We start from the raw sequence: 12,598 nt of genomic DNA, 5'->3' as shown, positions 1-12,598 counted from the left end.
GCCAAGCAAGTCGGACCACAGCACAAAATATGGTCATTCCCGCAGAAAGCGGGAGGCCCGCGTGGATCCAAGGCCCCCGGTGACGGAGCCGATCCACCACAGAGCGGAGGACGCAGAGAATGGCCGGCGCGATGCGCAAGATGGCGGTCTACCTCGGCCTCGTGGAGGACGATGGGTACGACGGCCGGGGGTTCGACCCCGACGACGAGTTCGAGCCCGAGCTTGACCCGGAGCCTGACCGGGGGCGGCGCCAGCAGCACCAAGTGCAGCCCGAAACACGGCCGGAACGGGACGAACCCGTCCGTGCCGTGACGCCTCCGGCGCAACGCGAACCTGCCCCGCTCGCCGCGGAAAGCGGACGACCCGCGCGAATCGCACCCGTGGCATCCATCACACCCGACCGCCCGAATCTGGAGAAGAACGCACCGGTGATCATGCCCAAGGTTGTGTCCGAGCGGGAGCCGTACCGCATCACCACACTCCACCCCCGGACCTACAACGAAGCCCGTACCATCGGGGAACACTTCCGCGAGGGCACTCCGGTGATCATGAATCTCACGGAGATGGACGATACTGATGCGAAGCGACTTGTCGACTTTGCGGCCGGTTTGGTGTTTGGTCTTCACGGGAGCATCGAGCGGGTGACGCAGAAGGTGTTCCTGTTGTCGCCTGCTAACGTCGATGTCACGGCGGAGGACAAGGCCCGTATCGCAGAGGGCGGGTTCTTCAACCAGAGCTGAGACGCAACACCGGGCACACCAGGGCCCGTAGGGTCAACACACACGCAAGGTCAAGGGGAGAGGGACGCGCGAGATGAGTGTCGCTGGTCAGGTGATCTATATCGCGCTGTACTGCTTCCTGATCGTGTTGATCTTCCGGCTGGTGATGGACTATGTCTTCCAGTTCGCCCGTTCATGGCAACCGGGCAAGGCGATGGTGGTCGTTCTTGAGGCCGCCTACACTGTCACTGATCCGCCACTCAAGCTTCTGCGGCGGGTCATTCCGCCGCTGCGTCTCGGGGGCGTGGCGCTCGACCTGTCCTTCTTCGTATTGATGATCATCGTGTACATCCTGATCACCGTCGTGAGGTCGGTGTTGTTGGTGTGAACGATACGGTCTTGCCGATTGCCGACGACTACGTTGAGGTGAAGTAGAGATGCCGTTGACCCCCGAGGACGTGCGGAACAAGCAGTTCACGACCGTCCGCCTCCGAGAAGGCTATGACGAGGACGAGGTCGATGCCTTCCTCGACGAGGTTGAAGCGGAACTGACCAGGCTGCTCCGGGAGAACGAGGACCTGCGCGCCAAGCTGGCCGCGGCCACCCGTGCCGCCGCGCAGAACCAGCAGCAGGGCCTGCGCAAGGGACCGGACCAGCAGCAGGAGCAGCAGCAGCGTCCCGGGGCTCCCGTGCCCGCCGCCATATCCGGTCCGCAGCCGGTGCCGCCGCAGCAGCAGGGGATGGGTGGCCCGCCCCAACTGCCCGGTGGTGCACCTCAGCTGCCCCCCGGTCCCGGTGGCCACGGCCCGCAGGGTCCGCACGGACCCGGCCCGATGGGCCCCGGCGGTCCCATGGGTGGCCCGATGGGCGGCCCCGGTGGACCGCAGCTGCCGCAGGCCCAGCAGGGTGGCCCCGGCGGTGACAGCGCCGCGCGGGTGCTCTCGCTGGCGCAGCAGACCGCCGACCAGGCGATCGCGGAGGCCCGTTCCGAGGCCAACAAGATCGTCGGCGAGGCGCGCAGCCGCGCCGAGGGCCTGGAGCGGGACGCCCGCGCCAAGGCCGACGCGCTGGAGCGGGACGCGCAGGAGAAGCACCGCGTGGCGATGGGCTCGCTGGAGTCGGCCCGCGCGACGCTGGAGCGCAAGGTCGAGGACCTGCGCGGCTTCGAGCGCGAGTACCGTACGCGCCTGAAGTCCTACCTGGAGAGCCAGCTGCGTCAGCTGGAGAACCAGGCGGACGACTCGCTGGCTCCGCCGCGGACCCCGGCGGCCGCCTCGCTGCCGCCGTCGCCGTCGATGGCGTCGGCCGGTGCGGGCACCATGGGCGGCAACCACACCATGGGTGGCGGCCAGTCGATGGGCGGCAACCACTCCATGGCCGGGCAGTCCAGCGGCGGTCCGTCCTACGGCGGTCAGCAGCAGATGTCGCCGGCGATGACCCAGCCGATGGCGCCGGTGCGGCCGCAGAGCCCGCAGCCGATGCAGCAGACGCCGTCGCCGATGAGGGGTTTCCTCATCGACGAGGACGACAACTGACGCCCGCCTAGCGCGTAGCGTCGGCAATCAGGGCCGGGCCCCGAGGGAATCCCTCGGGGCCCGGCCCTTTGTGCTGCCGGGTTCGCGGGATGTGGTCGTCCGTACCGACCTGGGTGGATTTCGCGCCTGAGGAGTGAATTGGCCCTTCCCTTCCCTTTCGAGAAGGGGCGGATAGGGGCAGTCAGAGGGAGCTAGGTGAAAGGTGTGTGTAACGGCGGGGGCTAAGGCGGTTGTCGGGGCGAGTGGGAAAACGGAAAAGGGAAATGCCCCGGCGTGGTGTACGCCGGGGCATTTGTGCGGTGAGGGGACTGGTTACACCTTGCGGAGGTGGAAGGTGAGGGCCAGCGCCTCGTCCGTGAAGGCGGGGCCGAAGGAGTCGTCCGGCTCGCCGGGGGCGAAGTCCGTGGCCAGGACCTCGTCGGAGATCAGGCCGGTGTGGTCGGTCAGCGCCGTACGGACCTCGTCGTCCGTGGACCGCCAGCGCAGCGCGATCCGGTCGGCGACGTCGAGGCCGCTGTTCTTGCGGGCCTCCTGGATGAGGCGGATGACGTCACGGGCCAGGCCCGCGCGGCGCAGCTCCGGGGTGATCTCCAGGTCGAGGGCGACCGTGGCGCCCGCGTCGGAGGCCACCGACCAGCCCTCGCGCGGGGTCTCGGTGATGATCACCTCGTCGGGGGCGAGCGAGACGGTCTCGCCGTCGACCTCGACGCTCGCCGTGCCCTCGCGCAGCGCGAGCGAGAGGGCCGCGGCGTCCGCGGCGGCGACGGCCTTGGCGACGGCCTGGACGCCCTTGCCGAACCGCTTGCCCAGCGCACGGAAGTTGGCCTTGGCGGTGGTGTCGACCAGCGAGCCCCCGACCTCCGAGAGCGAGGCCAGCGAGCTGACGTTCAGCTCCTCGGCGATCTGCGCGCGCAGGTCCTCGGGCAGGCCCGCGAAGCCGTGCGCCGCGACCAGTGCGCGGGACAGCGGCTGACGGGTCTTGACGCCCGACTCGGCGCGGGTGGCGCGGCCCAGTTCGACCAGCCGGCGGACCAGCAGCATCTGGGCGGACAGGGTCGGGTCGATGGCCGCCTTGTCGGCCACCGGCCAGCCTGCGAGGTGCACGGAGTCGGGGGCGTCCGGGGTGACCGGGACGACCAGGTCCTGCCAGACCCGCTCGGTGATGAACGGGGTGAGCGGCGCCATGAGGCGGGTGACGGTCTCGATGACCTCGTGGAGCGTGCGCAGCGCGGCCGCGTCGCCCTGCCAGAAGCGGCGGCGGGAGCGGCGGACGTACCAGTTGGACAGGTCGTCGACGAAGGCGGAGAGGAGCTTGCCCGCGCGCTGGGTGTCGAAGGACTCCAGGGAGTCGGTGACCTGCGCGATCAGGGTGTTCAGCTCGCCGAGCAGCCAGCGGTCCAGCAGCGGCCGGTCGGCGGGGGCCGGGTCGGCGGCGGACGGCGCCCACTGGGACGTGCGGGCGTACAGCGCCTGGAAGGCGACGGTGTTCCAGTACGTCAGCAGCGTCTTGCGGACGACTTCCTGGATGGTGCTGTGGCCCACCCGGCGGGCGGACCACGGCGAGCCGCCGGCCGCCATGAACCAGCGGACCGCGTCGGCGCCGTGCTGATCCATCAGCGGGATCGGCTGGAGGATGTTGCCCAGGTGCTTGGACATCTTCCGGCCGTCCTCGGCGAGGATGTGGCCCAGGCAGACGACGTTCTCGTACGACGACTTGTCGAAGACCAGGGTGCCGACGGCCATCAGGGTGTAGAACCAGCCGCGGGTCTGGTCGATGGCCTCCGAGATGAACTGCGCCGGGTAGCGCTTCTCGAACAGCTCCTTGTTGCGGTACGGGTAGCCCCACTGCGCGAACGGCATCGAGCCCGAGTCGTACCAGGCGTCGATGACCTCCGGGACGCGGGTGGCGGTGCCCTGGCAGGTCGGGCAGGCGAAGGTGACCTCGTCGATGAACGGGCGGTGCGGGTCCAGGCCCGACTGGTCGGTGCCGGTCAGCTCGGTCAGCTCGGCCAGCGAGCCGACGCAGGTGAGGTGGTCCTCCTCGCAGCGCCAGATGGGCAGCGGGGTGCCCCAGTAGCGGTTGCGGGACAGCGCCCAGTCGATGTTGTTGTTGAGCCAGTCGCCGAACCGGCCGTGCTTGACCGATTCCGGGAACCAGTTGGTGTTCTCGTTCTCGCGGAGCAGGGCGTCCTTGACCGCGGTCGTGCGGATGTACCACGACGGCTGGGCGTAGTAGAGCAGCGCGGTGTGGCAGCGCCAGCAGTGCGGGTAGCTGTGCTCGTAGGCGATGTGCTTGAAGAGCAGGCCGCGGGCGGCGAGGTCCTCGACCAGGGCCTCGTCGGCCTTCTTGAAGAACTGGCCGCCGATGAGAGCCAGCCCCTCCTCGAAGGTGCCGTCGGGGCGGACCGGGTTGACCACCGGCAGGTCGTACGCCTTGCAGGTCTTGAGGTCGTCCTCACCGAAGGCGGGGGCCTGGTGGACTAGGCCCGTACCGTCGTCGGTGGTGACGTACTCGGCGTTGACGACGAAGTTGGCGCCGTCCAGCTCGACCAGGGAGAACGGGCGCTCGTACGACCAGCGCTCCATCTCGCGGCCGGTGAAGGACTGGCCGGTGGCCTCCCAGCCCTCGCCGAGGGCCTTCTCCAGCAGCGGCTCGGCGACGACCAGCTTCTCGGTGCCGTCGGTGGCGACGACGTAGGTGACGTCCGGGTGCGCGGCGGCCGCGGTGTTGGACACCAGGGTCCAGGGGGTCGTCGTCCAGATCAGCAGGGCGGCCTCGCCGGCCAGCGGGCCCGAGGTCAGCGGGAGGCGGACGTAGACCGAGGGGTCGACGACGGTCTCGTAGCCCTGCGCCAGCTCGTGGTCCGACAGGCCCGTACCGCACCGCGGGCACCAGGGGGCGACGCGGTGGTCCTGGACCAGCAGGCCCTTGTTGAAGATCTCCTTCAGCGACCACCACACCGACTCGATGTAGTCGGGGTCCATCGTGCGGTACGGGGCGTCGAGGTCGGTCCAGTACCCCATACGGGTCGTGAGCTCGGCGAAGGCGTCGGTGTGGCGGGTCACCGACTCGCGGCACTTGGCGTTGAACTCGGCGATGCCGTACGCCTCGATGTCCTTCTTGCCGTTGAAGCCCAGCTCCTTCTCCACGGCCAGCTCGACCGGGAGGCCGTGGCAGTCCCAGCCGGCCTTGCGGTCGACGTGGTAGCCCTGCATCGTGCGGAAGCGGGGGAAGACGTCCTTGAAGACGCGCGCCTCGATGTGGTGCGCGCCGGGCATGCCGTTGGCCGTCGGCGGGCCCTCGTAGAAGACCCACTCGGGCCGGCCCTCGGACTGCTGGAGGGTACGGGCGAAGACCTTCTGCTCCTGCCAGAACTCAAGCACGGCGTGCTCAAGGGCGGGGAGGTCTACCTGGGCGGGTACCTGGCGGTACTGGGGCTGCTCGGTCATCGGGGGCTTCCTCCGGCGGACACCTGCTGCGTTCTCCGTCCGGAGGGACGAGAGCCTGGGCTCCCGCGGTACCACCCTCCTTGGCGGCGCTGCTGCACCGCCCCCTCATTGGGGTCGCGCTGCCGGTTCTACTCGCCCTGGGCGGCCCGAGGACCGTGGGCGGAGCCCACTGTCCAGACCTGTGGGCGGATGCCCACTGTCCGAGGCTTTCTTCCGGCGACTCCGGGGTGATCTTCACGTCGTGCACGCCCCCGGGCTTCCACCGTCCCCGGGTCGCTGCCGGCTGCGTACGACGCTACTCGTCCCATCAATGCCTGTCGCTGGTCCCCCAAGCTCTCGGCTTCGCTCAAGCAGGGGGCACCCCCACAGTGTACGGGGCCGCGCCGACAGCGGCCGACCGAATTAGGGCGGCCGGGGGCGGGGAGGGCGGCCGGGGCGCCGTACGAGGACGCCCGCGCCGTCGCCGTGACCCGAATGGCCAGCGGCCGGGTGCCGGACCGCCGGGCGGGTTACCCGGCGGGCAGCCGGGCACAACCGAGGCGGACCGGACTTCCGGGCCGGGTGGCAGGACCCGTCGGGCGGTGCGCCCCGTTGCCGCGTGCCGTGTGGCGATTTATCGTTCCCGTCACGATTCGCGAACAAAGTCACATAGGTGAAGGGGGCGCGGCCATGGTGGCGAAGAAGACCGCCGCGCAGAAGAGCACGACGGCCGCCGACGAGGCCGGCGCGAAGCAGCCTGCACCGAAGACCCGCGCTCCGAAGAAGGCCGCTCCGAAGAAGGCCGCCGCCAAGAAGACGGCGGCCGGCACGACCGCGCCCGACGAGACCGCGCCCGACGAGACCGCGGCCGCGAAGCCCACGGCCAAGAAGGCCGCCGCCAAGAAGGCGGCGGCGAAGAAGACCGCGACGAAGGCTCCGGCCAAGAAGGCCGCGGTGCCCGCTAAGAAGACGGGAGCCAAGACGGTGGTGGCGAAGAAGACCGCGGCCGCGACGGCCAAGATGCACGCCGATGACACCCCGGTGCCCACGGCCCGGACGGCCGCACCGGGCGAGCTGGCCGTACGCCCCGGTGAGGACCCCTGGACGCCCGCCGAGGTCGCCGAGGCGCGCACCGAGCTGATGGAGGAGGTGGGGCGGCTGCGGGCGGAGATCACCGCGGCCGAGGACGCCATCGCCGGCCTGATGCGCGACTCCGGCGACGGCGCCGGCGACGACGAGGCCGACACCGGCACCAAGAACATCACCCGCGAGCACGAGCTGGCCCTGGCCTCCAACGCCCGCGAGATGCTCCACCAGACCGAGCGGGCGCTCGGCCGGCTGGACACCGGCACCTACGGGCTGTGCGAGAACTGCGGCAAGCCCATCGGCAAGGCGCGGATGCAGGCGTTCCCCCGGGCGACGCTGTGCGTGGAGTGCAAGCAGAAGCAGGAGCGCCGCTGAGGCGGGGGTACCCGGGTGGGGTGTCGCGGGCCGCACCCGTACCGCCCGCCCCCGCACGTGTGTGCCGTACTCTCGTGATTCAAGCCAGGCACGGTCTGGCCGCGGACACGACGGGCTGAGGGACTCACACGTGGCAGAGGCGGAGCGCATCACCGGTACGCCGGAACCCGAGCCGGGTTCCGGGACGGATCCCACCGCGGGGTCCGAAGGGGGAGGACCGGCGGAGCCGGAGCAGGGCGCCGGCCGCGGCAAGCGGAAGATCGTCGCGCTGCTGCTGATCGCGTGCTTCGTCTACCTGCTCGACCTGGGCAGCAAGGTCCTGGTCGTCGCGAAGCTGGAGCACCACGAGCCCATCCAGGTCATCGGGACGCTGCTGCAGTTCAGCGTGATCCGCAACCGGGGTGCCGCGTTCAGCATCGGCGAGGCGCTGACGATCTTCCTCACGATCATCGCGGCGACCGTGATCGTGGTGATCGCCCGGATCGCCCGCAAGCTCTACAGCCTGCCCTGGGCCGTCGCGCTCGGGCTGCTGCTCGGCGGCGCCTTCGGCAACCTCACCGACCGGATCTTCCGCTCGCCGGGGATCTTCGAGGGCGCGGTGGTCGACTTCATCGCCCCGGCGCACTTCGCGGTCTTCAACCTCGCGGACTCCGCGATCGTCTGCGGCGGCATCCTGATCGTGATCCTTTCCTTCCGGGGGCTGGACCCTGACGGGACCGTCCACAAGGACTGACAGCGCCGGCCTCCACCGCACCGTAACCACCAACGGCTCCTGCCCCGGCCCGCCCCGATGCGGGGTGCCGCGGCTGGAGCGCCGGCCTCCACCGCACCGCAACCACCAACGGCTCCTGCCCCGGCCCGCCCCGATGCGGGGTGCCGCGGCTGGAGCGCCCGCCTCCACCGCACCGCAACCACCAACGGCTCCTGCCCCGGCCCGCCCCGATGCGGGGTGCCGCGGCTGCCATACTCCTTAAGGTGAGCACCATTCCCGAGATCCGCACCCTGCCCGTACCGGACGGCCTGGAGGGCGAGCGCGTGGACGCCGCGCTGGCCCGTATGTTCGGCTTCTCCCGTACGAAGGCGGCCGAACTCGCCGCCGCCGGAAAGGTCCGGGTCGACGGGTCCGAGGTGATGAAGTCCGAGCGGGTGCGCGGCGGCGCCTGGCTGGAAGTCGAGATGCCGCAGGCCGCGCCGCCCGTGGAGATCGTCGCCGAGCCCGTCGAGGGCATGGAGATCGTGCATGACGACGACGACATCGTCGTGATCGTCAAGCCGGTCGGGGTGGCCGCGCACCCCAGCCCCGGCTGGAGCGGGACGACGGTCATCGGCGGGCTCGCCGCCGCCGGCTTCCGCATCTCCACCTCCGGCGCCGCCGAGCGCCAGGGCATCGTGCACCGCCTCGACGTCGGCACGTCCGGCCTGATGGTCGTGGCCAAGTCCGAGCGCGCCTACACCCTCCTCAAGCAGCAGTTCCGCGAGCGCACGGTGGACAAGCGCTACCACGCCCTGGTCCAGGGCCACCCGGACCCGATGAGCGGCACCATCGACGCCCCCATCGGCCGGCATCCGAACCACGACTACAAGTGGGCGGTCACCGCCGAGGGCAAGGCGTCGGTCACGCACTACGACCTCATCGAGGCGTTCCGCGCGGCCAGCCTGCTCGACATCAAGCTGGAGACCGGGCGCACCCACCAGATCCGGGTGCACATGTCCGCGCACCGCCACCCGTGCGTCGGCGACCTGACGTACGGCGCGGACCCCACCCTCGCCAAGCGGCTGGGCGTCGGCCGGCAGTGGCTGCACGCGGTCCGGCTCGGCTTCGAGCACCCCGCCGACGGCTCCTGGGTCGAGTTCGAGAGCGCCTACCCGGACGATCTGCAGCACGCCCTCGACACCGTGCGCGACGAGAGCAGCTGACACGGCGCGTCCGGCACCCGGGGGCAGAGCGGCGGATCCATAGGCGTCCGGCACGCTGGGGATGCCGAAAGTGGCGGATCCATAGGCGTCTGGCACGCTTAGGGCGGAATGTGAGCGAATCCGACCCTCCCGGAGCGTCGTCACCGTGGACCAGCTGGCTCTGATCTCCCTCCTGCTGCTCGGAGCCGTGGTGATGGTCCCGGTCGGCGACCGGTTGGGACTGCCGTCACCGGTGCTGATGACGCTCGCCGGGGCCGTACTGGCGTTGCTGCCCTTCGTGCCCAACGTCGAGGTGCCGCCGGAGTTCATCCTGCCGGTGGTGCTGCCGCCGCTGCTCTACGCGGCCGTGCAGCGCACCTCATGGCGGCAGTTCACCGCCAACCTGCGCCCGATCTTCCTGCTCGCGGTGCTGCTGGTCTTCGCCACCACGGCCGCGGTCGCCGCGGTCGCGCAGGCGGTGGTGCCCGGGATGCCGCTGGCCGCCGCGGTGGTGCTCGGCGCGCTGGTCGCCCCGCCCGACCCGGTCGCCGCGACCGCCGTCGCCGGCAAGCTGGGACTGCCCCGCCGGATGGTGTCGATCCTGGAGGGCGAGGGCCTGTTCAACGACGTCACCGCGATCGTGCTCTACCACGTCGCGCTCGCCGCGGTCGTCAGCGGAAGCTTCTCGGTGCCCGGCGCGCTCGGCGCGCTGGTGCTCTCCGCGGTCGTCGCCATGGCGGTCGGCCTGCTGCTCGGGTGGGTCACCAACAAGCTGATGGGGCTGCTCGGCGACCCGACGCTGCAGATCGGGCTGACGCTGCTGGTGCCGTTCACCGCGTACATCCTGGCCGAGGAGCTGAAGGGCTCCGGTGTGCTCGCGGTGCTGACCACCGGGCTGTTCCTGGCCGAGTACGCGGTCGACGCCGACGACGTGCTGGGCCGGCTCGCCGGATACACCTTCTGGGAGGTCGTCGACACCCTCGTCACCGGCGTCGCCTTCGGGCTGATCGGCCTGGAGCTGCACAACATCTTCTTCGCCGCGTCGGGCAGCTGGGACCAGCTGTTCGGCGCCGGGGCCGCCGTCGTCGCGGTGGTCGTCGGCGTCCGCCTGCTGTGGCTGCTGCCCGCCGCCTGGCTGGCCAAGCGGATGCACAAGCGCCGCGACTACGACGAGGACATCCCGATGAGCTGGCGGGAGACGGTCATCCTGTGGTGGTCGGGGATGCGCGGGGTGGCCTCGGTGGCGCTGGCGCTGGCCCTGCCCTACGAGATCGACGGCGTCCCCTTCCCCGACCGCGCCGAGATCCTCTTCATCGCCTTCGCGGTGGTGCTCTCCACCCTGGTCGTCCAGGGCCTCACGCTGCCCTGGCTGGTGCGCACACTGCGGGTGCGGGCCACCTCCGACGTCGCCGACGCGCTGGAGCGCGACCTGGCGATCCGGGTGATCAAGGCGTCCAAGCGCCGGCTGAAGGAGATCCTGGAGGTCGAGGAGCTGCCCGAGGAGGTCAGGGACCAGCTGGCGCGCCGGGCCTACGACATCGGCGCCCGGATCGCACCGGACATCGTCGACGACGAGCGGCGCGAGCTCTTCGAGAAGCGCAACACCCGGATGAAGAAGGTGCAGCGCATCCAGGGCGAGATGCTCTCGGCGGCCCGGCACGAGGTGCTGGCGGCGCGCAGCGAGCCGGGCGCGGACCCGGAGGTGGTGGACCGGGTGCTGCGCCAACTGGACATGCGGAGCCTGCGGTCCGCGCCCTGACGCGGGGGCGGGGCCTCACGGCTGCGGCGGCTGCCCGCCCCGGCCGGTCGGCGCCGGCCCGGTGGTGATCCGCGGCAGCGCGTAGGCATGCTCGGTGCGCAGCCACTCGATCATCCGCTCGCGGACCTCGCAGCGCACCGTCCAGAGGGTGTCGGCGTCCCGGGCGGTGACCAGCGCCCGCACCACGATCGTGGACGCGGTGGTGTCGGTGACCACCAGGCTCCAGGACCGGCCGTCCCAGTCCGGGCTCTCCTGGAGGATCTCGTGCAGCCGCTGGCGCATCTTCTCCACCGGCGCGCCGTGGTCGAGGTGGAACAGCACGGTCCCGGTCATCTGGGCGCCGCCGCGCGACCAGTTCTCGAACGGCTTGCCGGTGAAGTACGACACCGGCATGGTGATCCGCCGCTCGTCCCAGGTCCGCACGGTCAGGAACGTCAGGGTGATCTCCTCGACGGTGCCCCACTCGCCGTCCACCACGACCGTGTCCCCGATCCGCACCATGTCGCCGAAGGCGATCTGCAGCCCCGCGAAGAGGTTGCCGAGGGTCGACTGGGCGGCGATACCGGCGACGATGCCCAGCAGTCCGGCCGAGGCCAGCACCGAGGTGCCGAACGCCCGCATCTCCGGGAACGTCAGCAGCATCGAGGCGGCCGCGACGATGATGACCACGGCCGTGACCACCCGGTGGATCAGCGTCACCTGGGTCCGTACCCGCCGCACCCGCGCGGCGTCCCGGGCGCCCGCCGCATAGCGCGAGTAGGACGACTCCACGATCGCCGCGGAGGCCCGTACGGCGAGCCAGGCGGCGGCCGCGATCAGCACCAGGCTCAGCGCCTGACCGGTCCCCGCCCGGTGCTCCTCGACCAGGCCGATCCCGCTCTCGTCGTACGAGCCGCGCAGCAGGGCCGCGCACAGCGCCACCTGCAGCGGTATTCGGCAGCGGCGCAGCAGCCCCCACAGCGGGGTCTCCGGGTGGGCGGCGTCGATCCGGCGCAGCGCGCGGTCGGCCAGCCAGCCCAGGACGAGCGTGATGACGAGCGAGCCGCCGGCCACGGCGACGGGACGCAGCACGTCCTCGACGGACACGGGAATCCTCCTTGCGTCGGAAGCGCTTGAGAGTGCTGCTACCCGGTCCCCCCGGCTGTCAATGGCACGATGGGGCCACAACGATCCGACCCAGGGAAGTGATGCAGTGCCGGCCTCCACCGAGCCCGCGACCAGCGGGCCCTTGACGATTGCCCTGTTCCACTCGGTGTGCGGGCTGCGCCCGGCCGTGCAGGCCGCCGCGGACCGGCTGCGCGCCGCGGGACACGAGGTGGTCGTCCCCGACCTGTTCGACGGCAGGACCGCCGAATCGGTGCCGGACGGCATCCTGATCAAGGAGGAGATCGGCAAGGAGGAGCTGCTCAAGCGCGCCATCACGGCCGTCGCGCCGTACTCCGACCGCGGCCTGGTCTACGCCGGGTTCTCCTTCGGCGGCTCGGTCGCCCAGACCCTCGCGCTGGGCGACGACAAGACCCGCGGGCTGTTGCTGCTGCACGGCACCTCCGACATCGCCGAGGGTGCCGTGGCCGACGATCTGCCGGTGCAGCTGCATGTCGCCGACCCGGACCCCTACGAGCCGCACGACTGGCTGAACGCCTGGTATCTGCAGATGCGCCGGGCCGGCGCGGACGTGGAGGTCTTCCGCTACGCCGGCGCCGGCCATCTGTTCACCGACCCCGGGCTGGCCGACTACGACGCCGAGGCGGCCGAGAGCACCTGGAAGGTGGCGCTGGGCTTCCTGGACAGCCTGTGAG

Annotated in this window: 10 protein-coding genes; 8 read left to right on the top strand and 2 right to left on the bottom strand. The window is 70.9% G+C overall.

The window, feature by feature from the left end; translation table 11 throughout:
* Positions 1 to 119: 119 nt before the first annotated feature.
* From ACZ4NB_RS12860 to ACZ4NB_RS12850, 3 genes are all read left to right on the top strand, one after another.
* Positions 120 to 740 carry a cell division protein SepF gene (locus ACZ4NB_RS12860; RefSeq protein ID WP_467660775.1) on the top strand — a complete coding sequence of 207 codons (621 nt, stop codon included), beginning with the start codon at positions 120 to 122 and terminating at the stop codon, positions 738 to 740.
* Between the two features lie 73 nt (positions 741 to 813).
* Positions 814 to 1,107 (top strand): YggT family protein, encoded by a 294-nt coding sequence (locus ACZ4NB_RS12855; RefSeq protein ID WP_360941721.1) that lies wholly within the window; start codon positions 814 to 816, stop codon positions 1,105 to 1,107.
* Between the two features lie 49 nt (positions 1,108 to 1,156).
* The gene (locus ACZ4NB_RS12850; protein WP_393494148.1) at positions 1,157 to 2,254 is read left to right on the top strand and encodes a DivIVA domain-containing protein; all 1,098 of its coding nucleotides are present in this window, start codon (positions 1,157 to 1,159) and stop codon (positions 2,252 to 2,254) included.
* A 312-nt stretch (positions 2,255 to 2,566) separates the two neighbouring features.
* On the opposite strand, the gene ileS is transcribed toward ACZ4NB_RS12850, so the two are convergent.
* Complete coding sequence (gene ileS / locus ACZ4NB_RS12845) at positions 2,567 to 5,704, bottom strand: isoleucine--tRNA ligase (RefSeq protein ID WP_467660772.1); 3,138 nt, start codon at positions 5,702 to 5,704, stop codon at positions 2,567 to 2,569.
* A 669-nt stretch (positions 5,705 to 6,373) separates the two neighbouring features.
* On the opposite strand from ileS, the gene ACZ4NB_RS12840 reads away from it, so the two are divergent.
* The 4 genes from ACZ4NB_RS12840 to ACZ4NB_RS12825 all read left to right on the top strand — a co-directional run bounded on the left by ACZ4NB_RS12840 (position 6,374) and on the right by ACZ4NB_RS12825 (position 10,799).
* On the top strand, positions 6,374 to 7,144 hold the full coding sequence (locus ACZ4NB_RS12840; RefSeq protein WP_467660770.1) for a TraR/DksA family transcriptional regulator: 771 nt from the start codon (positions 6,374 to 6,376) through the stop codon (positions 7,142 to 7,144).
* A 130-nt stretch (positions 7,145 to 7,274) separates the two neighbouring features.
* Complete coding sequence (gene lspA, locus ACZ4NB_RS12835; RefSeq protein ID WP_467660769.1) at positions 7,275 to 7,877, top strand: signal peptidase II; 603 nt, start codon at positions 7,275 to 7,277, stop codon at positions 7,875 to 7,877.
* 242 nt (positions 7,878 to 8,119) lie between these two features.
* A complete protein-coding gene (locus tag ACZ4NB_RS12830; protein ID WP_467660767.1) occupies positions 8,120 to 9,061 on the top strand; it encodes an RluA family pseudouridine synthase in 942 nt (313 codons plus the stop codon).
* A 145-nt stretch (positions 9,062 to 9,206) separates the two neighbouring features.
* Complete coding sequence (locus ACZ4NB_RS12825; RefSeq protein ID WP_467660765.1) at positions 9,207 to 10,799, top strand: Na+/H+ antiporter; 1,593 nt, start codon at positions 9,207 to 9,209, stop codon at positions 10,797 to 10,799.
* Positions 10,800 to 10,814: 15 nt separating this feature from the next.
* Here ACZ4NB_RS12825 and ACZ4NB_RS12820 read toward each other — a convergent pair whose 3' ends face one another.
* Entirely contained in the window at positions 10,815 to 11,885 is a 1,071-nt protein-coding gene (locus tag ACZ4NB_RS12820; RefSeq protein WP_467660763.1) for a mechanosensitive ion channel family protein, read from the bottom strand.
* A gap of 106 nt (positions 11,886 to 11,991) precedes the next feature.
* Between ACZ4NB_RS12820 and ACZ4NB_RS12815 the strand changes: the two genes are divergently transcribed.
* A complete protein-coding gene (locus ACZ4NB_RS12815) occupies positions 11,992 to 12,597 on the top strand; it encodes a dienelactone hydrolase family protein (protein WP_467660761.1) in 606 nt (201 codons plus the stop codon).
* Position 12,598 lies beyond the last annotated feature (1 nt).

It is taken from the genome of Streptomyces sp. NPDC026575 (assembly GCF_055567415.1).
Note: the sequence above shows the minus strand (reverse complement) of the source record. Positions and strands in the feature narration are given on the sequence as shown.

Excerpts from the sequence above, each read along its gene's own strand:
- ACZ4NB_RS12840 (WP_467660770.1), top strand. The coding sequence starts at position 6,374 with ATGGTGGCGAAGAAGACCGCCGCGCAGAAGAGCACGACGGCCGCCGAC.
- ACZ4NB_RS12855 (WP_360941721.1), top strand. The coding sequence starts at position 814 with ATGAGTGTCGCTGGTCAGGTGATCTATATCGCGCTGTACTGCTTCCTG.
- ileS (WP_467660772.1), bottom strand. The coding sequence starts at position 5,704 with ATGACCGAGCAGCCCCAGTACCGCCAGGTACCCGCCCAGGTAGACCTC.
- ACZ4NB_RS12850 (WP_393494148.1), top strand. The coding sequence starts at position 1,157 with ATGCCGTTGACCCCCGAGGACGTGCGGAACAAGCAGTTCACGACCGTC.
- ACZ4NB_RS12860 (WP_467660775.1), top strand. The coding sequence starts at position 120 with ATGGCCGGCGCGATGCGCAAGATGGCGGTCTACCTCGGCCTCGTGGAG.